This window comes from Alicycliphilus sp. T452 (assembly GCF_054512775.1).
This window is the reverse complement of record NZ_JBTNEH010000003.1, coordinates 147,426-169,613: the sequence shown is the minus strand read 5'-3', so window position 1 is coordinate 169,613 and position 22,188 is coordinate 147,426. Positions and strand designations below refer to the sequence as shown.

20 protein-coding genes are annotated in these 22,188 nt (G+C 70.5%); 8 read left to right on the top strand and 12 right to left on the bottom strand.

Annotated elements, in window-relative coordinates; genetic code table 11:
• Positions 1–5: 5 nt before the first annotated feature.
• The 4 genes from rplE to ACX12L_RS03835 form a co-directional block, all read right to left on the bottom strand.
• Positions 6–545 (bottom strand): 50S ribosomal protein L5, encoded by a 540-nt coding sequence (gene rplE, locus ACX12L_RS03850; protein ID WP_459261356.1) that lies wholly within the window; start codon positions 543–545, stop codon positions 6–8.
• An 11-nt stretch (positions 546–556) separates the two neighbouring features.
• Positions 557–877 (bottom strand): 50S ribosomal protein L24, encoded by a 321-nt coding sequence (gene rplX, locus ACX12L_RS03845; RefSeq protein WP_459261355.1) that lies wholly within the window; start codon positions 875–877, stop codon positions 557–559.
• Positions 878–887: 10 nt separating this feature from the next.
• Positions 888–1,256 (bottom strand): 50S ribosomal protein L14, encoded by a 369-nt coding sequence (gene rplN, locus ACX12L_RS03840; protein ID WP_013520745.1) that lies wholly within the window; start codon positions 1,254–1,256, stop codon positions 888–890.
• Positions 1,257–1,464: 208 nt separating this feature from the next.
• Entirely contained in the window at positions 1,465–3,063 is a 1,599-nt protein-coding gene (locus ACX12L_RS03835; RefSeq protein WP_459261354.1) for a glycerol-3-phosphate dehydrogenase/oxidase, read from the bottom strand.
• A 122-nt stretch (positions 3,064–3,185) separates the two neighbouring features.
• Between ACX12L_RS03835 and ACX12L_RS03830 the strand changes: the two genes are divergently transcribed.
• The 4 genes from ACX12L_RS03830 (at position 3,186) to ACX12L_RS03815 (ending at position 8,357) form a co-directional block, all read left to right on the top strand.
• A complete protein-coding gene (locus ACX12L_RS03830; RefSeq protein ID WP_459261353.1) occupies positions 3,186–3,947 on the top strand; it encodes a DeoR/GlpR family DNA-binding transcription regulator in 762 nt (253 codons plus the stop codon).
• 22 nt (positions 3,948–3,969) lie between these two features.
• Positions 3,970–5,475 carry a glycerol kinase GlpK gene (gene glpK / locus ACX12L_RS03825; protein ID WP_459261352.1) on the top strand — a complete coding sequence of 502 codons (1,506 nt, stop codon included), beginning with the start codon at positions 3,970–3,972 and terminating at the stop codon, positions 5,473–5,475.
• A gap of 154 nt (positions 5,476–5,629) precedes the next feature.
• The gene (gene proC, locus ACX12L_RS03820) at positions 5,630–6,469 is read left to right on the top strand and encodes a pyrroline-5-carboxylate reductase (RefSeq protein ID WP_459261351.1); all 840 of its coding nucleotides are present in this window, start codon (positions 5,630–5,632) and stop codon (positions 6,467–6,469) included.
• A 112-nt stretch (positions 6,470–6,581) separates the two neighbouring features.
• A complete protein-coding gene (locus ACX12L_RS03815; protein WP_459261350.1) occupies positions 6,582–8,357 on the top strand; it encodes a CotH kinase family protein in 1,776 nt (591 codons plus the stop codon).
• 6 nt (positions 8,358–8,363) lie between these two features.
• Here the strand turns inward: ACX12L_RS03815 and ubiA are convergent, their stop codons facing one another.
• From ubiA to recG, 4 genes are all read right to left on the bottom strand, one after another.
• Positions 8,364–9,236: a 4-hydroxybenzoate octaprenyltransferase gene (gene ubiA / locus ACX12L_RS03810; RefSeq protein WP_459261349.1), complete on the bottom strand. Its 873-nt coding sequence runs from the start codon at positions 9,234–9,236 to the stop codon at positions 8,364–8,366.
• A 59-nt stretch (positions 9,237–9,295) separates the two neighbouring features.
• The gene (locus ACX12L_RS03805) at positions 9,296–9,820 is read right to left on the bottom strand and encodes a Dps family protein (protein ID WP_459261348.1); all 525 of its coding nucleotides are present in this window, start codon (positions 9,818–9,820) and stop codon (positions 9,296–9,298) included.
• Positions 9,821–9,949: 129 nt separating this feature from the next.
• Complete coding sequence (locus ACX12L_RS03800) at positions 9,950–10,915, bottom strand: LysR substrate-binding domain-containing protein (RefSeq protein ID WP_459261347.1); 966 nt, start codon at positions 10,913–10,915, stop codon at positions 9,950–9,952.
• A 72-nt stretch (positions 10,916–10,987) separates the two neighbouring features.
• Complete coding sequence (gene recG, locus ACX12L_RS03795) at positions 10,988–13,120, bottom strand: ATP-dependent DNA helicase RecG (RefSeq protein WP_459261346.1); 2,133 nt, start codon at positions 13,118–13,120, stop codon at positions 10,988–10,990.
• 219 nt (positions 13,121–13,339) lie between these two features.
• Between recG and ACX12L_RS03790 the strand changes: the two genes are divergently transcribed.
• The 3 genes from ACX12L_RS03790 (at position 13,340) to ACX12L_RS03780 (ending at position 16,672) form a co-directional block, all read left to right on the top strand.
• Entirely contained in the window at positions 13,340–14,602 is a 1,263-nt protein-coding gene (locus ACX12L_RS03790) for an HD-GYP domain-containing protein (RefSeq protein WP_459261345.1), read from the top strand.
• Between the two features lie 94 nt (positions 14,603–14,696).
• The gene (gene queA, locus ACX12L_RS03785) at positions 14,697–15,785 is read left to right on the top strand and encodes a tRNA preQ1(34) S-adenosylmethionine ribosyltransferase-isomerase QueA (protein ID WP_459261344.1); all 1,089 of its coding nucleotides are present in this window, start codon (positions 14,697–14,699) and stop codon (positions 15,783–15,785) included.
• Positions 15,785–16,672 (top strand): DMT family transporter, encoded by an 888-nt coding sequence (locus ACX12L_RS03780; RefSeq protein WP_459261343.1) that lies wholly within the window; start codon positions 15,785–15,787, stop codon positions 16,670–16,672. Before queA ends, ACX12L_RS03780 begins: the two co-directional genes overlap by 1 nt.
• Positions 16,673–16,730: 58 nt before the next feature.
• Here ACX12L_RS03780 and ACX12L_RS03775 read toward each other — a convergent pair whose 3' ends face one another.
• On the bottom strand, positions 16,731–18,338 hold the full coding sequence (locus ACX12L_RS03775) for a gamma-glutamyltransferase family protein (protein ID WP_459261342.1): 1,608 nt from the start codon (positions 18,336–18,338) through the stop codon (positions 16,731–16,733).
• A 5-nt stretch (positions 18,339–18,343) separates the two neighbouring features.
• On the bottom strand, positions 18,344–19,306 hold the full coding sequence (locus tag ACX12L_RS03770; protein ID WP_459261341.1) for a tripartite tricarboxylate transporter substrate binding protein: 963 nt from the start codon (positions 19,304–19,306) through the stop codon (positions 18,344–18,346).
• 126 nt (positions 19,307–19,432) lie between these two features.
• Here ACX12L_RS03770 and ACX12L_RS03765 point away from each other — a divergent pair, with 126 nt between their 5' ends.
• Positions 19,433–20,338 (top strand): LysR family transcriptional regulator, encoded by a 906-nt coding sequence (locus ACX12L_RS03765; RefSeq protein ID WP_459261340.1) that lies wholly within the window; start codon positions 19,433–19,435, stop codon positions 20,336–20,338.
• A gap of 271 nt (positions 20,339–20,609) precedes the next feature.
• On the opposite strand, the gene ACX12L_RS03760 is transcribed toward ACX12L_RS03765, so the two are convergent.
• Together ACX12L_RS03760 and trpC are read right to left on the bottom strand one after the other, a co-directional pair.
• Positions 20,610–21,326: a uracil-DNA glycosylase gene (locus tag ACX12L_RS03760; protein WP_459261339.1), complete on the bottom strand. Its 717-nt coding sequence runs from the start codon at positions 21,324–21,326 to the stop codon at positions 20,610–20,612.
• 60 nt (positions 21,327–21,386) lie between these two features.
• Positions 21,387–22,187: an indole-3-glycerol phosphate synthase TrpC gene (trpC, locus tag ACX12L_RS03755; RefSeq protein WP_459261338.1), complete on the bottom strand. Its 801-nt coding sequence runs from the start codon at positions 22,185–22,187 to the stop codon at positions 21,387–21,389.
• Between the last annotated feature and the right edge of the window lies 1 nt (position 22,188).

Below are 22,188 nucleotides of genomic sequence, written 5' to 3'. Positions count from 1 at the left end.
TGCCTTTAGTTCTTGAACGGGAAACGGAAAGCCGAGAGAAGCGCCTTGGCTTCTTCGTCGGTCTTGGCCGTCGTGGTGATGCTGATGTTGAGGCCGCGCAAGGCATCCACCTTGTCGTACTCGATCTCAGGGAAGATGATCTGCTCTTTGACGCCGATGTTGTAGTTGCCGCGGCCGTCGAAAGCGCGGCCGGAGATGCCGCGGAAGTCGCGCACGCGGGGCAGCGCGATCGTCACGAAGCGGTCCAGGAACTCATACATCTGCGCGCCGCGCAGCGTCACCATGCAGCCGATGGCCTGGCCTTCGCGGATCTTGAAGCCGGCGATGGCCTTCTTGGCCTTGGTCACCACGGGCTTCTGGCCAGCGATCTTGGTGAGGTCGGCCACGGCGTTGTCCATGACCTTCTTGTCGGCCACGGCCTCGCTCACACCCATGTTGAGCGTGATCTTGGTCAGACGCGGAACCTGCATGGGCGAGGTGTAACCGAACTGCTTGACCAGTTCGGGGGCGATCTTGTCGCGATAGATTTGTTGCAGTCGTGCCATGTGGACTCTCCTTAGGCAGCCTTGATTTCGGCGCCGCTGGACTTGAACACGCGTACACGCGTGCCGTCGGCCTGCACCTTGATGCCCACGCGATCAGCCTTGCCGGTAGCGGCATTGAAGATGGCCACGTTGGACTGGTGAATAGGCATGGCCTTTTCCACGATGCCGCCGTTCGTGCCCTTCATGGGGTTCGGCTTGACATGCTTCTTGACCAGGTTGATGCCTTCGATGACCAGATGGGAGTCATCCTTGCGCAGCGTGACCGTGCCGCGCTTGCCCTTGTCGCGCCCGGTGAGCACGATGACTTCGTCGCCCTTGCGGATCTTGTTCATGGCTCGTCCTTCAGAGAACTTCGGGAGCCAGGGACACGATCTTCATGAAGCGCTCCGTGCGCAGCTCGCGCGTCACGGGGCCGAAGATGCGGGTGCCGATGGGCTCCAGCTTGGAATTGAGCAACACTGCCGCATTGCCGTCGAACTTGACGAGCGAGCCGTCGCCGCGGCGAATGCCCTTCGCCGTGCGAACGACCACAGCGCTGTAGATCTCGCCCTTCTTGACGCGACCACGCGGTGCAGCCTCCTTCACGCTCACCTTGATGATGTCGCCAACGCTTGCATAGCGACGCTTGGAACCGCCCAGCACCTTGATGCACAGGACGGACTTCGCGCCGGTATTGTCGGCAACGTCTAACCGAGATTCTGTTTGGATCATTTCAATATTCCCAACTTGCACCAGCACATCCCGACAGCCCCAGAGTCCTTCTCGAGGGCTGCGAGCAGCCAGTCAGTCTTGGGCCCGTCGTCCACGCCGCGAACCATTTCGCAGCGCTTCCACTGGGCAGAAACCTCGCGCATTTCACGCGAAGCCTTGGATTATCACCGCAACAAGGAACAGAGTCAAGTACCTGCTGCCTAAATACTCAGGCAGGAAGGTGGTGGTACTGCTGCGCCAAGGCAAGGAAGTCCGCCAGATGCGGATCGCACCCCAGTTCTTCCTGCAGGATGACCGCCACGCGCGGGGCCAGCCGGGCGGCCAGGCGCGCGTCGAGGAACAGCAGGCGGCTGCGCCGCGCCAGCACATCCTCCACCGTGCGCGCGTATTCATGGCGCGCCGCGAAGCGCACCATGGCCTCGCTCAGCCCCTCGGCCAGCCACTGGTCCGCGCCGGGCAGCCGCAGCACGGCGGCCGCGTCGAGGCCATAGGAGTGCAGCCCCTGCGCATCGCACATGCGCTGGCGCGGCGGCTCCAGGGGCGCCCCGGCCAGGGGCAGCCGCCGGGTGGCGCCTGCCGCCCGCGCGGGCAGCAGGCCCGCATCGAAGCATTTCTGCAGCACATCCTCGGCCATGGCGCGGTAGGTGGTCCATTTGCCGCCAGTGACGGTGACCAGGCCGCTTGCGCTGGCCAGCACCGTGTGCTCGCGGCTGATGGCCTTGGTGTTGCCGCCCTCGTCGTCCTGCGGCCTGACCAGCGGGCGCAGGCCCACCCAGATGCTGCGCACGTCCTCGGGGAGCGGCGCGCGGCGCAGGTATTTGGCCGATTCGCTCAGGATGAAATCGACCTCTTCCTTGAACGCGAGCGGCTCGCGCGCCAGGTCCTGGCGCGGACTGTCGGTGGTGCCCAGGATGAGCTTGCCCAGCCAGGGCACGGCGAAGAGCACGCGAGCGTCCGCCGTCTTGGGCACGAGCAGGGCATGGTCGGAGGGCAGGAATTCGCGGTCCACGACGATGTGCACGCCCTGGCTGGGCGCGACCATGGGCCGCACGGGCCGGCCCAGGGCCTGGCCGTCCTGCTGGCGCAGTTCGTCCACCCACACGCCGGTGGCGTTGACCACGGCGCGCGCGCGCAGATCGAAGCGCCGGCCGGTCTCCGCGTCCTCGCAGACCAGGCCCACGAGCCTGCCGCCCTCGTGCAGCAGGCCGCGCGCGGGGCAGTAGTTGACCAGCAGCGCGCCCCGCTGCGCGGCCGTGCGCGCCAGGGCCAGGGCCAGGCGGGCATCGTCGAACTGGCCGTCCCAGTACTTGACGCCGCCCTTGAGCCCCTCGGCGCGCGCCGTGGGCAGGCAGCGCAGGGTGTCCATGCGCCCGAGGAATTCGGTCGCGCCCAGGCCGGCCTGGCCTGCCAGGGCGTCGTACATCTTCAGGCCCACGCCGTAGAACGGCGTCTCCCACAGCTTGTACGAGGGCATGACGAAGGCCAGCGGCTGCGCCAGGTGCGGCGCGTTGTGCAAAAGCGTGGTGCGCTCGTGCAGGGCCTCGCGCACCAGGGCGATGTTGCCCTGGGCCAGGTAACGCACGCCGCCGTGCACCAGCTTGGTGGCGCGCGAGGAGGTGCCCTTGGCGAAGTCGTGCGACTCCACCAGCACCACGGAGAAGCCCCGCGCCGCGGCGTCCAGCGCCACGCCCAGGCCGGTGGCGCCGCCGCCGACCACCGCCAGGTCGTAGGTGCGGGGCTGGGCCAGGCGCGCCAGCAGCTCGGCGCGGTCGGTGGTCAGGGGCGGGGCTTGGCTTGCAGTGTTCATACCGGCCTTCGCGCGGCGCCATTCGCGGGCCGCAGATGTTCGGATATTTTCGTTTATTTTCCTTTTTGATTATATTTCTTCTTATGTGACACTGTGAACCCCTCATCCCGCCGCCGCAGACCGTGAACCACAACCCCCGCCAACTCCAGCTGCTGGCCCATGTCCGCGAGCACCGCAGCGCCAGCGTGGAGCATCTCGCCGAGGCCCTGGGCGTGACGCTGCAGACCGTGCGCCGCGACGTGCAGCGCCTGGCCGAGCAGGGCCTGGTGACGCGCTTTCACGGCGGCGTGCGCCTGCCCGGGTCCACCGTGGAGAACCTGGCCCACACCCAGCGCGAGAGCCTCAACGCCGAGGGCAAGGCCTGCATCGCGCGCGCGGTAGCGGCCCAGGTGCCGCAGGGCTGCTCGCTGATCCTCAACATCGGCACCACCACCGAGGCCGTCGCACGCGCCCTTCTGCAGCACCGGGGCCTGCGCGTCATCACCAACAACCTCAACGTCGCCGCCATCCTGTGCGAGAACCCCGATTGCGAGGTGATCGTGGCCGGCGGCGCGGTGCGCGCGCGCGACCGCGGCATCGTGGGCGAGGCGGCGGTGGATTTCATCCGCCAGTTCCGCGTGGACATCGCGCTCATCGGCATCTCGGGCATCGAGAGCGACGGCACGCTGCGCGACTTCGACCTGCGCGAGGTGAAGGTGGCGCAGACCATCATCGCGCAGGCGCGCGAGGTCTGGCTGGCCGCCGACCAGAGCAAGTTCAACCGCCCGGCCATGGTGCAGCTGGCCACGCTCGACCAGATCGACCGGCTGTTCACCGACGCGCCGCCGCCCGAGCCCTTCCCCGCCCTGCTGCAAGAGGCGCAGGTGCGGTGCACCATCGCCTGATCCTTTTTTTCCGACCCGCACCATGACCTACCTGCTCGCCCTCGACCAAGGCACCTCCAGTTCGCGCAGCATCGTCTTCGACGCCCAGGGCCGCGTGGTGGCGCAGGCGCAGCAGGAGCTGGCGCAGATCTACCCGCGGCCCGGCTGGGTGGAGCACGACCCGCGCGAGATCTGGCGTACCCAGATCGCCACCGCGCGCGAGGCCCTGGCGCGGGCGGGCCTGTCGGCGGGCGACATCCACGCGCTGGGCATCACCAACCAGCGCGAGACCACGGTGCTGTGGAACCGCGCGACGGGCCAGCCCGTACACCACGCCATCGTCTGGCAGGACCGGCGCGCCGAGCCCGCGTGCGCACGGCTGCGCGCGCAGGGCCATGCCGGCCTGATCCAGTCGCGCACCGGCCTGCTGATCGACGCGTACTTCTCGGCCACCAAGCTGCAATGGCTGCTGGACAACGTGCCCGGCGCCCGCGCGCAGGCCGAGCGCGGCGAGCTGGCCTTCGGCACGGTGGACAGCTGGCTGATCTGGCAGCTGACCGGCGGGCGCCGCCACGCCACCGACGTGAGCAACGCCAGCCGCACCATGCTGCTGAACGTGCACACCAACCAGTGGGACGAGGAGCTGCTGGGGCTGTTCGACATCCCGCGCGCGCTCATGCCCGAGGTGCTGCCCTCCGCGAGCGACTTCGGCGCGACCGACCCCGGCCTGCTGGGCGGCGCGATCGCCATCGGCGGCGTGGCCGGCGACCAGCAGGCCGCGCTGTTCGGCCAGGCGTGCTTTTCCTCCGGCATGGCCAAGAACACCTACGGCACGGGTTGCTTCATGCTCATGCACACGGGCGGCAGCTTCCGCAAGAGCGAGAACGGCCTGCTGACCACCAGCGCCGCGCAAGTCGGCCCGGCGCCCGAATACGCCCTGGAAGGCAGCGTCTTCGTGGGCGGCGCCGTGGTGCAGTGGCTGCGCGACGGGCTGCGCGCCATCCCGGCCAGCAGCGAGGTGCAGGCGCTCGCCGAGAGCGTGCCCGACTCGGGCGGCGTGATGATGGTGCCCGCCTTCACCGGCCTGGGCGCGCCGTACTGGAAGCCCGACGCGCGCGGCACCATCACGGGCCTGACGCGCGGCACCACGCTCGCGCACATCGCGCGCGCGGCGCTCGAATCCATCGCCTACCAGAGCGCGGCGCTGCTCGGCGCCATGGGCCGCGACGCCGTGGCCGCCGGCGGCGCGCCCGTCTCCGAGCTGCGCGTGGACGGCGGCGCCTGCGTGAACGACCTGCTCATGCAGTTCCAGGCCGACCTGCTGGGCATTCCCGTGGTGCGCCCGGCCTGCGTGGAAACCACGGCGCTCGGCGCGGCCTACCTGGCGGGCCTGTCCAGCGGCGTCTACGCCAGCCGGGAGGAGCTGGCGCGGCTGTGGCGCGCCGAACGCCGCTTTGTGCCCACCCTGCCGCGCGACCAGGCCGAGGCACTCATGGCGCGCTGGGAGCATGCCGTGGCGCAGGCGGTGCTGCCCGCGCCAGGCGCCTGAATTACTAAAAACATAGCTGCTGGCGCCTGCCTGTACTTGGTTTTCAGTCAAAAGCACGTAAAAACACGTAGCAGCAGGCGCCAGCAGCTATTTTTTTGATAGTAAACGCAGGCGCACAATCCTGCCTGACGCTTTTCTTTCCCATCGCCCACCCATGACAACCAGCACCTCCGCCCTCCCCCCCATCGCCTTCATCGGCGGCGGCAACATGGCCAGCGCCATCATCGGCGGCCTGATCCAGCAGGGTCTGCCCGCCAGCCAGATCGAGGTCGTCGAGCCTTTCGAGGCGGCGCGCACCACCCTGCTGCACAAGTTCGGCATCACGGCGCAGCCGGCGCCCGCGGCGGCGCTGGCGCGCGCCGGCCTGGTGGTGTGGGCCGTCAAGCCCCAGACCTTCAGGGAGGCGGCGCTGCAGGCGGCGCCGCACACGGCGGGCGCGCTGCACCTGAGCGTGGCGGCGGGCATACGCACGGGCAGCATCGCCCAGTGGCTCGGCAGCGAGCGCATCGTGCGCGCCATGCCCAATACGCCCGCGCTCATCGGCCAGGGCATGACGGGCCTGTACGCGCGCGCCGGCCGCGTCGGCGCGCCCGAGCGCGCGCTGGCGGAGCAGGTCGTGGCCACCATGGGCGCCTGCCTGTGGGTGGAGCAGGAGTCGCTGCTGGACGCCGTCACGGCCCTGTCGGGCTCGGGCCCGGCCTATGTGTTCTATTTCCTCGAAGCCATGACCAACGCCGGCGTGGACATGGGCCTGACGCAGGCGCAGGCGCACCAGCTGGCCGTGGGCACCTTCGCCGGCGCGGCCGAGCTCGCGCGCCGCTCCGAGGAGCCCCTGTCCGTGCTGCGCGAGCGCGTCACCTCCAAGGGCGGCACAACGTATGCGGCCATCCAGTCCATGGAGGCCGACGAGGTGGCGCAGCGCTTCATGCGCGCGCTCGATGCTGCGGAAAACCGCGCGCGCGAACTCGGCGACGAGTTCGGCGGCGCCGGCTGACGGCAGCGCACGCATCCACTCCCCCGGCGCCGGCGCGGCGGTCCCCACCCGGCAGGCCGCGAAAATCTTTTATAACTGCGGCCGTCCCTCCAACCCGACCCAGGCGCCACCCGTGCATTGCCGACCTTCCTTCCGGTTCCATCCCGCCGTGCTCGGCGCCTGCCTGGCCCTGGCATCCTGCGGCGGCGGGGACTACGAGAGCCTGCCCGAGCCGCCGCAAAGCCAGGCCCCGTTCACTCCCGGGCCCGGTGACCTGCCGCGCGCGCAGGACCTCTACCCCTACGCGGCGCCCGCCCTGCTCACGCTGGACCTGGGCTACCAGCCCACGCCGGCATCCGGCCCCGGCTGGTACCTGGCGGACAAGGACAGCTGCCAGCAGCTGGCCAGCCCGCCGCCGAGCTACCCCGGCGGCATGGTGACGCTGGACACGGTGGACCTGGACGAGAACAAGGCCGACGACTGCGAGCCCGAGATCAAGGTGCTGGCCACCAGCGGCGACGGACTGGTCAAGAATGCCGCTGCCAAGATGCGCATGCGCGGCAGCAGCACGCGCGAGGCCGCGCTCAAGTCCTACCGCGTCAAGTTCGACAAGGGCACCACCTGGTGGGGCGAGGACACCCTGAACCTCAACAAGCACCCCTACGACCTGACGCGCGTGCGCAACAAGCTGGCCTTCGACCTGATGCGCACCGTGCCCTACCACGAAAGCCTGCGCACCCAGTTCGTCGACATCCGCTACGACGCGGCCGACGGCGCCGGGCCTCGGCCCATGGGCCTGTTCACCCACGTCGAGAAGCTCGGCGGCAAAGGCTATCTGGCACTCCGCGGCTGGACGGCCGGCTCCAACGTCTACAAGGTCGCCTCGTTCAACTTCAACACCGATGCGCGGCTGCAGGCCCTTGCCGGCGGCAAGGCCGGGCCGGGTTTCGAGCAGCTGCTGGAGATCGAGTCCGACGCGGGCAACCACCAGGCCATCGTCGATGCCGTGAAGGCCCTGGACAGCGACGCGACGCCGTTCCAGGCCACGTTCGCGCGCTACTTCGACCGCAACAACTACCTGGCCTGGCTGGCCACCGCCATCCTGCTGGGCAACTGGGACACGGCCAGCCAGAACTTCGGCCTGTACCAGCCGCTGGGCGGCGAAAAGTTCTACTTCCTGCCCTGGGACTACGACGGCGCGCTGGGCTACCCCCAGCAGCCCGGCGCCGCGGCCTATCCGTCGTGGAACCAGGGGCTCAGCACCTGGTGGGACAGCGCCCTGCACAGGCGCTTTATCTCGGCGCCCGGCAACCTGGCCCTGCTCCAGGCGGCGGTCGAGGAGATCCGCGGCAAATACCTCACCGACGCCGCCGTCAGGCAGCTGCTCGACAGCTACCGCCCCATCGTCGAGCCCATCCTGGCGCGCGCGCCCGACGCCTCCAACCTCGACGCCAGGGGCCAGGGCACGCCCATGGAGCAATGGGCCGCCGAATACCAGCGCCTGCAGACGGTGATAGGCGCCAACCACGGCCTCTTCCTGCAAAGCCTGCAGCGCCCCATGCCCTACTGGATGGCGGGCAGCGACAAGGGCGGCAGCCTGGAGCTCGACTGGAGCTGGCCCGCACCCTTCCACCCGCAGGGCAAGGCCATCAGCTACCGCGTGGAGGTGGCGCGCGCCGAAGCGGGCCAGCCGGCCTTCGCCGACGGCACGCTGGTCCAGGCCCCGGCATCCGTCTCGGGCCGCACCACCCTGAGCCTGGGGGCCCTGCCGGCCGGCCGGTACCTGGTGCGCGTCACGGCCAGCGACCCCGAGGGCCACAGCGCCGCGGCCTTCGACGAAACCACGTTCGACGGCAAGAGGATCGACGGCGCCATCTGCCTGCAGATGCCCGGCGCCACGCCCTGCTGAGCGCGTTCAGCGCAGCGCGTACCCCAGCGCCACGCCGGCAAAGATCGCCGCGCCGATCCAGTGGCTCTTGCTGAAGGCGACGAAGCAGCCCTCGCGCGTGCGCCCGCGGATCAGCCGGTAGTGCCACAGCACCTGCGCCGCCGCCACGGCCAGCCCCAGCCACAGCGGCCAGCCCAGGCCGTAGGGCGCAAGCACCCAGGCCGTCAAGGCCAGGCACGCCACGAAGAAAGCCATGATGGCCGCCACGTCGAAGCGCCCCAGCGTGATGGCCGAGGTCTTCATGCCGATCAGCAGGTCGTCGTCGCGGTCCACCATGGCGTACTCGGTGTCGTAGGCCAGCACCAGGAACATGTTGGCCAGCCACAGCACCCAGGCCGTGGCCGGCACGCGGCCCTGCACGGCGGCAAAGGCGATGACGATGCCGAAGTTGAACGCAATGCCCAGGAAGGCCTGCGGCATGGCGAAGAAGCGCTTGGTGAACGGGTAGAGGATGGTGAACGCCACGGCCGGCACGGACCAGGCCACGGCCTGCCAGCGCGTGGTCAGCACCAGCGCCAGCGCCGCCAGGGCCAGCGCGGCGCCCACCAGGGCCGCCTCCATCACGCTGACCTGCCCGCTGGTGATGGGGCGCGCCGTGGTGCGCTTGACGTGACGGTCGAAGTCGCGGTCCGCAATGTCGTTGATGCAGCAGCCCGCGCTCCTCATGAGCACCGTGCCGGCCACGAACACCAGCAGCAGGTGCCAGCCCGGAAAACCGTCGGCCGCCGCCCACAGCGCCACCAGCGTGGGCCACACCAGCACCAGCCAGCCCGCGGGGCGGTAGAAGCGGATCAGGTCGAGGTAGAGCGACAGCCTGGAGCGTGGGGGGGCGGCGGACATGGCGGCAGGAATCAAAAAGAAAAGGGCCGAAGCCCTTGCACATCAAGCGCTGAACGCTATCAATCTTCTAGTAGAGAGCGTAGCATCCAGGCCGTCTGCTCGTGCACCGTCAGGCGCTGGGTCAGCAGGTCGGCCGTGGGCTCGTCGCAGACCTTGTCGGCAATGGGGAACAGCTCGCGCGCGGTGCGTGCCACGGCCTCGTGGCCCTGCACCAGGGTGCGCACCATGTCGAAGGCCTTGGGCGGTTCGGCCGGGGCGTCCTGCAGCGACGAGAGCTTGCCGAACGCGCCATAGGAGCCCGGCGCCACGTGGCCCAGCGCGCGGATGCGCTCGGCGATCGGGTCGACCGCGTTCCACAGCTCGGTGTACTGCTCCATGAACATGGTGTGCAGCGTGTTGAACATGGGGCCCGTCACGTTCCAGTGGAAGTTGTGCGTCGTCAGGTACAGCGTGTAGGTGTCGGCCAGCAGGCGCGACAGGCCCTTGGCGATGGCGGCGCGGTCCTTGTCGTTGATGCCGATGTTGATCGCCGGTGCGCCTGCGAGGGCGGCGGTCTTTTTCGTTGAGTTGCCAGCTTTAGCCATGGTGCGTGTTCCTTTCATGCCATACCAGCCCCGCACGGTGCAGGGCTTGGCAAGAACTGTAGCGCAGGTACGCGGCCAGGGCACGCCCGGACCCATGATTTGTGGCAATCGCGGGCATAGCGGGTTCGTTCAGCACAACCGTTTCACCCCCGGCAGCTCGCAGGCGTAGATGGCGTTGCGCAGCGCGGCGATGGCCTCGTAGCGCGTGAAGCTGCGCCGCCAGGCCAACACCACGCGGCGCATGGGCGGGGCGCTGCCGTCGCTTTCCTTGACCGGCAGGTAGCGGATGTGCGTGTCGTCGCTCTTGCGCCGGCGCGCGCCCGTATGCAGCGCGTCGCGCGGCACCGACAGGCGCGGCACCAGGGTCACGCCCATGCCGGCCGAGACCATGTGCTTGATGGTCTCCAGCGACGAGCCCTCGAAGGTGCGGCGTATGCCCTCGGCGTTGCTCGCGTAGCGCGCGAACTCGGGGCAGACCTCGAGCACGTGGTCGCGGAAGCAGTGGCCGGCGCCGAGCAGCAGCATGGTCTCGTTCTTGAGCTCCATGGCCGACACCGACTTGCGCTCGGCCAGCGGGTGGCTGGAGGGCACGGCGGCCAGGAAGGGCTCGTCGTACAGCGGCGCGACCGCCAGGCCCGTGTCGGGGAAGGGTTCGGCCAGGATGGCGCAGTCGATCTCGCCGGTGCGCAGCATCTCCAGCAGCTTGACGGTGAAGTTCTCCTGCAGCATCAGCGGCATCTGCGGCGTGAGCGCGATGGAGTGGCGCACCAGCTCGGGCAGCAGGTAGGGGCCTATGGTGTAGATCACGCCCAGGGTGAGCGGGCCGGCCAGCGGGTCCTTGCCGCGCTTGGCGATCTCCTTGATCTCGGCCGCCTGCTCCAGCACGCTTTGCGCCTGGCGCACGATCTCCTCGCCCAGCGGCGTGACCGTGACGTCGCCCGCGCTGCGCTCGAACAGCTTGACCTCGAGCTCGTCCTCGAGCTTCTTCACCGCCACCGACAGCGTGGGCTGGGAGACGTAGCAGGCCTCGGCGGCACGGCCAAAGTGCTTTTCGCGCGCGACGGCGACGATGTATTTGAGTTCAGTGAGAGTCATGGCTGTCGTGGCATTAGGCGGCCATTGTGCAATGCCATGCCGCGCCTTGCATGGTGGTTTTCACGTCTTCATTCACGCCTTCAGATAGTCTGACCTTGCGCCCAGCCAGCGCTGGACATGCCGGGCCGCCAGCGCCGCATGCCGGTCCAGCATCTGCGGCGCCGCGGCGCGCGCCCATTCGAGCAGCGCCGTGTCCGTGGCCAGGTCGGCGAAGCGCAGCAGCGCGTCGCCCGACTGGCGCGCGCCCAGGAACTCGCCCGGGCCGCGGATCTCCAGGTCGCGCCGCGCGATCTCGAAGCCGTCCGTGGTCTCGGCCATGGCCTTGAGGCGCTCGCGCGCGGTCTCGCCCAGGCGCCCGGAATCGCCCGTGGAGTACAGCAGCACGCAGGCCGACGCCGCGGCCCCGCGCCCTACGCGCCCGCGCAGCTGGTGCAGCTGCGACAGGCCGAAGCGCTCGGCATGCTCGATGACCATGAGCGATGCGTTGGGCACGTCCACGCCCACCTCGATGACGGTGGTGGACACGAGCACGCCCATGCGGCCGCTCTTGAACTCCTCCATGACGGCCTTCTTCTCTGCGCCGGGCATGCGCGAGTGCAAGAGGCCCACGGCCACGCCGGGCAGGGCCTCGCTCAGATCCGCGTGCGTGGCCGTGGCGTTGGACAGGTCCAGCGCCTCGCTCTCCTCGATCAGCGGGCACACCCAGTACACCTGCCGCCCCGCGGCCACCTGCGCGCCGATGCGCTCGACCACCTGGTCCTTGCGGCTGTCGGCGATGAGCTTGGTGACGATGGGCGTGCGGCCCGGGGGCAGTTCGTCGATGGTGGAGACGTCCAGGTCCGCGTAGTAGCTCATGGCCAGGGTGCGCGGGATGGGCGTGGCGCTCATCATCAGCAGGTGCGGCTCCATGCCGTCGTGCTGGAGCTTTTGCCGCAGCGCCAGGCGCTGGGCCACGCCGAAGCGGTGCTGCTCGTCGATCACGGCCAGCGCCAGGTTCCGGAAGCGCACCTGCTCCTGGATCACGGCATGCGTGCCCACGACGAGCGCGGCCTCGCCGCTGGCGATGCGTTCCAGCATCGCCTGGCGCTCCTTCTTCTTCTGCCCGCCCACCAGCCATGCCACCTGCAGTCCGCGCACGGCCAGCAGCGGCTCCAGCCAGCCGATGAGCTTGGCGAAATGCTGCTCGGCCAATATCTCCGTGGGCGCCATCAGCGCGCATTGCCAGCCCGCGTCCATGCACCGGGTGGCGGCCAGCGCGGCCACCACGGTCTTGCCCGAGCCCACGTCGCCCTGCAACAGCCGGTGCATGGGCACGGCGCGCGCGAGGTCGTGCGCGATCTCCTCGCCCACGCGGCGCTGCGCCGCCGTCAGGCTGAAGGGCAGCGCGGCCAGCAGCTGTTCGTGCAGCGCCTGCGCGCCGGACGCGGGATCCAGCCGGGGCGCGCGCAGGCGCGCGCGCTCGCGCTTGGCGGTCAGCTGCGACAGCTGCTGCGCCAGCAGCTCCTCGGCCTTCAGGCGCTGCCAGGCCGGGTGGCTGTGGTCCTGCAGCGTGGCCAGCGCCGCATCGGGCGTGGGGTGATGCAAAAACAGGAGCGACTCGCGCAGGCTCCACGGGCGCTGCAGCCCATTTTTACTATCGAACCGCAGCAGCGGAGGCTCCAGCCCTGGCGGCAGGGTCTCGGGCAGGTCCACGCGCGCGAGGGCGCTGGCCACGGCCCGGCGCAGGTAGGCCTGGGGCAGCTGCGCCACCGTGGGGTAGACAGGGGTGAGCGCGGCGGGCAGCGCGCCCTCGGCCTTGCGGAACGCGGGGTGCAGCATCTGCCGGCCCCAGAAGCCGCCCCTGACCTCGCCGCGCGCGCGCAGGCGCTCGCCCACGGCCATGGTCTTCTGGTGCGAGGGGTAGAAGCTGAAGAAGCGCAGCTCGCAGCTGCCCGTGCCGTCCTCCAGCGTCACCACGAGCTGGCGGCGCGGGCGCAGCTGGATCTCGCTGGCCGTCACCGTGCCCTCGATCTGCACCGTCTCACCCTCGCGCGCGCTGCGGATCGGGGTGATGCGCGTCTCGTCCTCGTAGCGCAGCGGCAGGTGCAGGGCCAGGTCGATGTCGCGCGTGAGGCCCAGCTTCTCCAGCGCCTTGCGGGCCGGGCTGGGTGCGGCCCTGGCGGGCGCGGGGGTGCGGGCGGGAGGGGATTCGGCGGGGCGGGGCACGCGAAAAGGCTACCACGCCGGGCGCCGCGCGGGCGCGCATGGCGGGCAGCGGGCGGAAAGCGCCCGTGGCGCCCTTTTCCGCAGCGCTTTGCCGAAGATCAACATCCTGAACAGGCGGGATCGGCGGGGGAATGTTATACATTTGGACACACGGCCGAGGCAGGGCGGGCGAGCCGCCCCGGCCCCGGCGCTTCCGTTTCCGCTTTTTCCACTGCTCCCATGCTCAAGCGCATCGATGTCCGGCACCTCGTCCTGGGCATGTACCTGCACGAATTCTGCGGTTCCTGGATGGAGCACCCTTTCTGGCGCTCGCGCTTTCTGCTCACCGATCCGAAAGACCTCGCGCTGATCCGCAAGACCAACATCCGCGAGGTCTGGATCGACGTCTCCAAGGGCCTGGACGTGGCGCCCGGCACCGCCGCCGTGTCCCGCGAGGAAGTCGACGCGCAGGTCGAATCCGACCTGCAGCACGCGAGCAGCCAGGCCGCGCCGCCGATCGACCTGGGCAGGGACGACGCGCTCAGGCCCAGCACGATGTCCGACGAGCTGCGCCGCGCCGCATCGATCTGCGCCAGCGCCAAGAAGGCCATGGTCTCCATGTTCGCCGAGGCGCGCATGGGCCGCGCCGTGGACGCTCAGACCGCCCAGGACATGGTCGGCGAAATCTCCAGCTCGGTCATGCGCAACCCCGGCGCGCTCATCAGCCTGGCGCGGCTGAAGACGGCCGACGACTACACCTACATGCACTCGGTGGCCGTGTGCGCGCTCATGGTGGCGCTGGCGCGGCAGATCGGCATGGACGAGCAGGCCACGCGCCTGGCGGGCCTGGCCGGCCTGCTGCACGACCTGGGCAAGGCGGCCATCCCCCTGACCATCCTCAACAAGCCCGGCAAGCTGACCGACGACGAGTTCGCCATCATCCGCGGCCACCCCGAGGCGGGACACGCCATGCTGCAGCCCAGCAGCGTGCACCCGGCCGTGCTCGACGCCTGCCTGCACCACCACGAGAAGATCGACGGCACGGGCTACCCCCACCGGCTCAAGGGCAACGATATCAGCGTGCTCGCGCGCATGACGGCCATCTGCGACGTGTACGACGCCATCACCTCCGACCGGCCCTACAAGAACGGCTGGGATCCGTCCGAGTCGCTGCGCCGCATGGCCGAGTGGACGCACGACCACTTCGACGGCCGGTTGCTGCAGGCCTTCGTGAAGACCATCGGCATCTACCCCGTGGGCTCGCTGGTGCGGCTGACATCGGGGCGCCTGGGCGTGGTGACGGAGCAAAGCGGCGGATCGCTCCTCGCGCCGCGCGTGAAGGTCTTCTTCTCGACCAAGTCCGACCTGCGCATCCCGCCCGAAATCATCGATCTGGCGGCGCCGGGCTGCTCGGAGAAGATCGTGGGGCGCGAAAACCCCGAGCAGTGGAATTTCCCCGACCTGAGCGAAATCTGGTCGGGACTCCCCGGGCGGCCCTGGTAAGCGCCTGCCCAAAGACGCGCTCCGTGGGACAATCGCGGCCTTTTTCGTCCCCTCCGCATCCTCTTGGCACGGGCCCGTCCGGCCCTCAAGCCCCATGTCCACCAGCCCCCGCGCCTTCACGCTCTCCGACTTCGACTTCGCCCTGCCCGAGGCGCTGGTCGCCCAGCATCCCGCGCCCGTGCGCAGCAGCTCGCGCCTGCTCGACGGGCGCTCTGCCCCGCCCGCCGACCGCATCTTCCACGAACTGCCCGCGCTGCTGCGGGACGGCGACCTGCTCGTGTTCAACGACACGCGCGTGGTCAAGGCGCGCATGTTCGGCGAGAAGGCGAGCGGCGGCCGGCTGGAGCTGCTCATCGAGCGCGTGCTCGCCGGCAACGAGGTCGTGGCCCACATGAAGGTCAGCAAGAAGCCCCTGCCCGGCGCCACCGTGCACATGGCCGGCGGCAAGGCGGCGGGCGGCTTCGACGCCACGCTGCTCGCGCGCTGGCCCGACGCCGACGGCCCGCTGTTCCGCTTCGCGCTGCACGGCCCGGCGGGCGAGACGCCGTGGGAGCTCATGGAGCGCCACGGCCACCTGCCGCTGCCGCCCTACATCGAACGCCAGCAGCAGGGTGGCCACGACCCTGACGAGGCCGAGGACGCCGAGCGCTACCAGACCGTCTTCGCGCGCACCCCCGGCGCCGTGGCCGCGCCCACGGCGGCGCTGCACTTCGACGACGCGGTGCTGGCCGCGCTGGCCGAGCGCGGCGTGCAGCAGGCCAGCGTCACCCTGCACGTGGGCGCGGGCACCTTCCAGCCCGTGAAGACCGAGAGCCTGGCCGAGCACCGCATGCACAGCGAGTGGTACGAGGTGCCGCTGGCCACGCTCGCCGCGCTGGAGCGCTGCCGCATGCGGGCGGGGCGCGTGGTCGCCGTGGGCACGACCACGGTGCGCACGCTCGAATCGTGGGCCCGAAGCGGCCGGACCACGGGCGAGACGGACATCTTCATCACGCCGGGCTTCCAGTTCCAGGTGGTCCAACTCCTCGTCACCAACTTCCACCTGCCCAAGAGCACGCTGATGATGCTGGTGAGCGCCTTCGCGGGCTACGAGCACGTCATGCAGCTGTACCGCCACGCCATCGAGGAGCGCTACCGCTTCTTCAGCTACGGCGATTCGATGCTGCTGGAGCGCGCGCGCTGATGCCCTCCGGCCCGGCAGCCGGCGCGCGCCGCTCGGCCCTGTCCGGCATCGCGCTCACCGTGGGCGCGTGCGCCTGCTTCGCGCTGCTGGACACGTCCACCAAGCTCGTGGGCGCCACGGTGCCGCTGTTCATGGCGCTGTGGCTGCGCTACCTGTTCCAGTCGCTGCTCACCTCGGCCTGGGTGCTGCCGCGCACGGGCTGGCGCTGGCCGCGCACGCAGCACCCGCGCTTCCAGATGCTGCGCGCGGTGCTGTTCGCGGGCACCAGCCTGTTCGGGTTCCTCAGCATCCGCGTGATGCCGCTGCCCGAGTTCACCGCCATCGTCGCGGCCACGCCGCTGTGCGTGACGCTGGTGGCGGCGCTGTGGCTGCGCCAGCCCGTGAGCCCGCTGCGCTGGGTGCTGGTGGTCGCGGGCCTGGCCAGCGTGATGCTCATCCTGCGCCCCGGCGGCGGCGCCTTCACCTGGGCCATGCTGCTGCCGCTGGCCATGCTCGCCCTGGCCACGGGCTACCAGATCCTCAGCAGCCTGATGGCGGGCCAGGAAGACCCGGCCACCACGCAGTTCTACACGGGCTGGATCGCCACAGCGCTGATGTCGCTGGGCGCGCCGTTCGCATGGACGCACATCGGCAGCCCCTGGGTGTGGCTGGGCACCTTCGCCATGGGCCTGTCGAGCGCGCTGGGGCACCTGATGCTGCTGCGCGCCTACGCGCACACCACGCCCGCCACCATCGCGCCCTTCCTCTACACGCAGATCGGCTTCGCCATGCTCGCGGGCTGGGCCGTGTACGGCCACATGCCCGACGGCTGGTCGCTCGTGGGCATGGGGCTGATCGCGGCCAGCGGCGCGGCGAGCGCGTGGCTCACGGTGCGCGAGACGCGCTGACGCTCTCGAAAAGAGAGCTTCTTGCGCTTGCCTGGCAAGCGCCGGAGGCCGATTTGGCTTAGAACGCCACCGCGCACCCATCCTTGCGCGGGTCGGAGCCCGCGACGTACACGTCGCCCTGCCGCAGCACGAGCTGCGCGCCGCCGAAGGCGAACACGCCGTTGCCCGCCTCCACCGTGACCTCGTGGCCGCGCGCGCGCAGCTGCTCGACCACCGCCGCGTCGAAGTGCGGCTCCACGGCCACGCCCTTGCCGCCCGTCACGCGCCAGCGCGGCGCGTCGGCCGCCGCCTGCGGGTTCTGGCCGTAGCGCAGCACGCGCAGCGCCATCTGCGTGTGGCCCTGGCTCTGCATGGGGCCGCCCATGACGCCGAAGGCCATCTGCGGCGTGCCGTCGGCGTTCATCGCGAAGGCCGGGATGATGGTGTGCGAGGGGCGCTTGCGCGGCCCCACCTCGTTGGCATGGCCGGGCGTCAGGCTGAAGCCGTGGCCCCGGTTCTGCAGGCTGATGCCCGTGCCCGGCACGACCACGCCCGAGCCGAAGCCCATGTAGTTGGACTGGATGAACGAGACCATCATGCCCTGCGCGTCCGCCGCCGCCAGGTACACCGTGCCGCCCGGGCGCGGCGCGCCATAGGTGGGCGCGCCCGCGCGCGCGGGGTCGATCAGCGCGGCGCGCTCGCGCAGGTACTCGGGGCGCAGCAGGTCGGCGGGCGCGACGCGCATGTGGTCACTATCGGCGTTGTACTGGTGCAGATCGGCGAAGGCGAGCTTCATGGCCTCGACCTGCAGGTGCACGCTGTCCACGCCGTCCAGCGGCTGCCCGCCCACGCCCAGCGCGTCCAGCATGCCCAGCGCCATCAGCGCCGCGATGCCCTGGCCGTTGGGCGGGATCTCGTGGACCACCGAGTCGCCGAAGCGCTGGCTCACCGTGCCCACCCAGTCGGCGCGGTGGGCCGCGAGGTCTTCGACGGTCATCGCGCCGCCGTTGGCCTGGGCGTGCGCGGCCATCTTCCCGGCCAGCTCGCCGCGGTAGAAGGCCTCGCCATGGGTGGCGGCGATCAGCTCCAGCGTGCGCGCGTGCGCCTCGCTGCGAAAGACCTCGCCCGCGCGCGGCGCGCGGCCGCCGGGCAGGAAGCATTCGGCGAAGCCCGGCTGCTCGCCCAGCCTGGCGCCGCCCAGCTCCCACAGCCGCGCGATGGTGGGCGACACGGGAAAGCCGCTGCGCGCGTAGCCGATGGCGGGCTGGGCCAGCTGGGCGAACGGCAGCCTGCCGAAGCGCTGCGACAGCGCCACCCAGGCCGAGACGGCGCCCGGCACGGTGACGGCGTTCCAGCCCTTTTCGGGAATGCCGCCGAGCCGGGTGAAGTAGTCGGGCGTCCACGCCGCGGGCGAGCGGCCCGAGGCGTTCAGGCCGTGCAGTTCCTTGCCGTCCCAGACGATGGCGAAGCCGTCGCTGCCGATGCCGCAGCCCGTGGGCTCGACCACGGTGAGCGCCATGGCGGCGGCCAGCGCCGCGTCCACGGCGTTGCCGCCGGCCTGCAGCATGGACAGGCCCGCCTGGGCGGCCAGCGGCTGCGAGGTGGAGACGATGTTGCGCCCCATCACCGCGCTGCGGTGCGAGGCGTAGGGCAGGCTCCAGTCGAGGGTCTTTGCGTCGTGGTGCATGGCGGTCATTCCAGGGAGATCTTGTGCTGGCGGATCACGCTCGCCCAGCGCGCGCTGTCGGCCTGCACCATGGCGGCGAACTGCGCGGGCGTGCCGGGCGCGGCGGGCTCCACGCCCAGCTTGGCGAGGCTGGCCGCCACCTCGGGCGCCTGCATGGCCTTGGTGAAGGCCTTGTTGACGCGATCGACCAGCGCGGGCGGGGCGCCGGCCGGCAGGTACACGCCGAACCAGGTGACCGACGCGTAGCCGGGCAGGCCCGATTCGGCCAGCGTGGGCAGCTCGGGCGCGAGCGCGCTGCGCTTCTCGCTGGTGACGGCCAGCGCGCGCAGGCGGCCGCTCTTGACGTGCGGCATGCCCGTGGGCAGCGAGTCGAACAGCAGCTGCACCTGGCCCGCGGCCAGGTCGGGAATGGCGAGCGCCGTGCCCTTGTACGGCACATGCGTGAGCTCGATGCCGGCTTGCGCGGCGAAGGCCGCCGTGTTCAGGTGCACGATGGTGCCGTTGCCGCTGGTGGCGTAGTTGAGCTGGCCCGGGTGCGCCTTGGCGTAGGCCACCAGTTCGGTCACCGACTTCACGGGCAGCGAGGGCGTGACCAGCAGCACGCTGGGCGCGTCGGCCAGATGCGCCACGGGCGTGAAGTCACGGCGCGCGTCGTAGGCCAGGCGCGGCATGAGGTGCGGCGAGATGGCATGCGTGCTGCTCGTGGTAAGCAGCAGCGTGTAGCCGTCGGGCGCGGCCTTGGCGGCCTCGGCCGAGCCGATGGTGCCGCCCGCGCCGGGCTTGTTGTCCACCACGAACTGCTGGCCCAGGTCCTGCGCCACGCGCTGCGTGACCACGCGGGCCACGAGGTCGGTCGCCCCGCTGGCCGGGAACGGAACTACCACGCGCACGGGCTTGTCGGGCCAGGCCTGCGCCTGCGCCCCCGCCCATGCCATCCACAACGCCACGCCCAGGGCCCAGATACGCATCGCAGTGCTCCTCAGTGATTGAATGCTTCGAGACCGGGCATCTTAGAAAAGCGCCCGCGTTCTGACCAACACCGATTCTGGAAGCCTGCGTTGCCGAAGCGGCAAAGCGCTGCATACTTGCGGCCCATGCGCGCCCACCAGTTGCAAGACACCGCGCTGCGCTACTTCCTCGCCGTGGCGCAGAGCGGCTCGATCACCGAGGCCTCGGCACACCTGCACGTGGCCGCGTCGGCGCTGAGCCGGCAGATCGCGGGGCTGGAGGCGCAGCTCGGCGCGCCGCTGTTCGAGCGGCACCCGCGCGGCATGGTGCTCACCGAGGCGGGCGAGATCCTCGCGCGCCACGCGCGGCGCGCGCAGCTGGACGCCGAGCACGCGCTGGGCGAGATCGGCGCGCTGCGCGGCCTGCGCGCGGGGCAGGTGCGGCTGGCCACGTCCGACGCCTTCGCCAACGAGCTCGTGCCGCGCCTGTGCGCGGATTTCCAGCGCACGCACCAGGGCATCCAGTTCAGCGTGCAGGTGCTGCCCACGGCCCAGGTGCCCGGCGCGGTGCGCGGCGGTGCGGCCGACATCGGCCTGTGCTTCAGCCGCGCGCCCGAGAAGGACATCGCCGTGGCCTACCGCCAGAGCGCGCCCGTGCTGGCCCTGCTGCCGCCGGGCCACGCGCTGGCCCGCGCGCGCAGCCTCACGCTCGCGCGCATGGCGCGCTACCCGCTGGCCCTGCCCCCGCCCGAGACCACGGTGCGCCAGATGATCGACATCGTCTGCAGCCGCCAGGGCCTGCGCCTGGAGCCCGTGCTGGTGAGCAACCATGCCAAGACCATGCTGCACTTCGTGGCGAGCGGCGGCGGGCTGTCGGTGGGCAGCGAGGTCGCCGCGCGCCACATGGTCGCGGCCGGCGCCCTCGTGGCACTGCCCATCGGCGACCAGGGCATGGACCTGCGCGACCTGCAGGTGCAGACCCTCGCGGGCCGCAGCCTGCCCGTGGCGGCGCAGGCATTCCTTGCATTGCTGTGCGAGAGCCTGGCGGGGTAGGGCCTGTCCCCCATCAAATCCCCCGCGCGAGGGGTAGCCGGGCGGTGCAGTGCTAGGCGCGGCGAGTACCGTGTAGTTTGGCTACACAAGCGAGCCGCAACGACGCAATGCGCCGCCCGGCTGCCCCTCCCTGCGGGCTGGTCCCGCAATGCGGCGTCTGCTTTGTCGCACGGCTTGCCAATAGCTACGGCTATTGGCTGCGCCGCGCTTCGCGCATCCATCCGCATTGCGGGGCCAGCGCGCGGGGGATTTGATGGGGGACAGGCCCTTATCAGTAGCCGTGCTGCTCGCGGAAGGCGCGCGCCTTGCCGAAATGCCCGCAGCCGATGAAGGGCACGGGCGGGCGCAGCGCCGACAGCGGCGAGGGGTGGTTGGCCGTGAGCACGAGGTGCCCGCGATCACGCGGGATGAAGGCGCGCTTGGACTGCGCGTGGCTGCCCCAGAGCATGAAGACCACGGGCCGGTCGCCGTCGGCCACGTGGTGGATCACCGCGTCGGTCAGCTGCTCCCAGCCCCGGCCGGAATGGCTCGCGGCCTGGCCCTCCTCCACGGTGAGGCAGGTGTTGAGCAGCAGCACGCCGTTCCTCGCCCACTTGGCGAGGCTGCCGCCGGGCTCGGGGAACGGCGGGAAGGGCACGCCCAGGTCGCGCTGCATTTCCTTGAAGATGTTCTGCAGCGAGGGCGGCAGGCGCACGCCGGGCGCGACGGAGAAGGCCAGCCCCTCGGCCTGCCCGCGGCCGTGGTACGGGTCCTGCCCCAGGATGACCACGCGCACCTGCTCGGGCGGCGTGAGCTCCAGCGCGCGCAGGGGCTTCGGGGGAAAGATGGCGGCGCCCGCCTCCAGCCGCTCGCGCAGGAAGGCCAGCAGCGCCTGGCCGCGCTCGCCCGCGAAGAAGCCGTCGACCAGCGGCTGCCAGCCGGGCGCCACGGGCCAGTCGGCCGGGTCGGCGCTCATGAGTTGCGTGGGAGGGCGCTGCGCGTCGTTCATGGTCGAAATGGCCTCCAGCGCTTGTCCATCAAGCGCAATCAGCTATGAAACAAGGAGCATTCATGCAAACAGGCGGGCCAGCGCCAGCCCGGGCTCGGGCGCGCGCATGAAGGCCTCGCCGACGAGGAAGGCGTTCACGCCCGCATCGCGCAGCGTCCTGACGTCGCCGGGCGCGAGGATGCCCGACTCGGCCACCAGCAGGCGGTCGGCCGGCACGTGCTTCTTCAGATCCAGCGTGGTCTGCAAGCTGACCTCGAAGGTGCGCAGGTTGCGGTTGTTGATGCCGACCAGCGGGGTCTTGAGCCTCAAGGCGCGCTCCAGCTCCGCGCCGTCGTGCACCTCCACGAGCACGGCCATGTCCAGGCCATGGGCGATGGCCTCCATGTCGGCCATCTGCGCGTCGTCCAGGCACGCGGCGATCAGCAGCACGCAGTCCGCGCCCATCGCGCGCGACTCGTAGATCTGGTACGGATCGACCATGAAGTCCTTGCGCAGCACGGGCAAAGGGCAGCTCGCGCGCGCCTGCTTGAGGTAGTCGGGCTGGCCCTGGAAGAACTGGCGGTCGGTGAGCACCGAGAGGCACGCGGCGCTCACCTTGCCGTCGCCCTCGGCATAGCTCTGCGCGATGTCGGCGGGGATGAAGTCGGCGCGGATCACGCCCTTGCTCGGGCTGGCCTTCTTGATCTCGGCGATCACGCCGGCCTGGCCCGCGCCGATCTTGGCGCGCAGCGCGCCCACGAAGTCGCGCGTGAGCACGCGGCTCTCGGCGTCGCGGCGCATGTCGGCCAGCGGCATGCGCTTCTTGGCGGCGGCCACTTCCTCGGCCTTCACGCCGCAGATTTTGCTCAGGATGTCGGACATG

Excerpts from the sequence above, each read along its gene's own strand:
- trpC (WP_459261338.1), bottom strand. The coding sequence starts at position 22,187 with ATGTCCGACATCCTGAGCAAAATCTGCGGCGTGAAGGCCGAGGAAGTG.
- ACX12L_RS03770 (WP_459261341.1), bottom strand. The coding sequence starts at position 19,306 with ATGCGTATCTGGGCCCTGGGCGTGGCGTTGTGGATGGCATGGGCGGGG.
- rplN (WP_013520745.1), bottom strand. The coding sequence starts at position 1,256 with ATGATCCAAACAGAATCTCGGTTAGACGTTGCCGACAATACCGGCGCG.
- rplE (WP_459261356.1), bottom strand. The coding sequence starts at position 545 with ATGGCACGACTGCAACAAATCTATCGCGACAAGATCGCCCCCGAACTG.
- ubiA (WP_459261349.1), bottom strand. The coding sequence starts at position 9,236 with ATGTCCGCCGCCCCCCCACGCTCCAGGCTGTCGCTCTACCTCGACCTG.
- queA (WP_459261344.1), top strand. The coding sequence starts at position 14,697 with ATGTCCACCAGCCCCCGCGCCTTCACGCTCTCCGACTTCGACTTCGCC.
- rplX (WP_459261355.1), bottom strand. The coding sequence starts at position 877 with ATGAACAAGATCCGCAAGGGCGACGAAGTCATCGTGCTCACCGGGCGC.
- proC (WP_459261351.1), top strand. The coding sequence starts at position 5,630 with ATGACAACCAGCACCTCCGCCCTCCCCCCCATCGCCTTCATCGGCGGC.
- ACX12L_RS03760 (WP_459261339.1), bottom strand. The coding sequence starts at position 21,326 with ATGAACGACGCGCAGCGCCCTCCCACGCAACTCATGAGCGCCGACCCG.
- ACX12L_RS03835 (WP_459261354.1), bottom strand. The coding sequence starts at position 3,063 with ATGAACACTGCAAGCCAAGCCCCGCCCCTGACCACCGACCGCGCCGAG.
- ACX12L_RS03800 (WP_459261347.1), bottom strand. The coding sequence starts at position 10,915 with ATGACTCTCACTGAACTCAAATACATCGTCGCCGTCGCGCGCGAAAAG.
- ACX12L_RS03775 (WP_459261342.1), bottom strand. The coding sequence starts at position 18,338 with ATGCACCACGACGCAAAGACCCTCGACTGGAGCCTGCCCTACGCCTCG.
- ACX12L_RS03780 (WP_459261343.1), top strand. The coding sequence starts at position 15,785 with ATGCCCTCCGGCCCGGCAGCCGGCGCGCGCCGCTCGGCCCTGTCCGGC.
- ACX12L_RS03765 (WP_459261340.1), top strand. The coding sequence starts at position 19,433 with ATGCGCGCCCACCAGTTGCAAGACACCGCGCTGCGCTACTTCCTCGCC.
- ACX12L_RS03805 (WP_459261348.1), bottom strand. The coding sequence starts at position 9,820 with ATGGCTAAAGCTGGCAACTCAACGAAAAAGACCGCCGCCCTCGCAGGC.
- glpK (WP_459261352.1), top strand. The coding sequence starts at position 3,970 with ATGACCTACCTGCTCGCCCTCGACCAAGGCACCTCCAGTTCGCGCAGC.
- ACX12L_RS03790 (WP_459261345.1), top strand. The coding sequence starts at position 13,340 with ATGCTCAAGCGCATCGATGTCCGGCACCTCGTCCTGGGCATGTACCTG.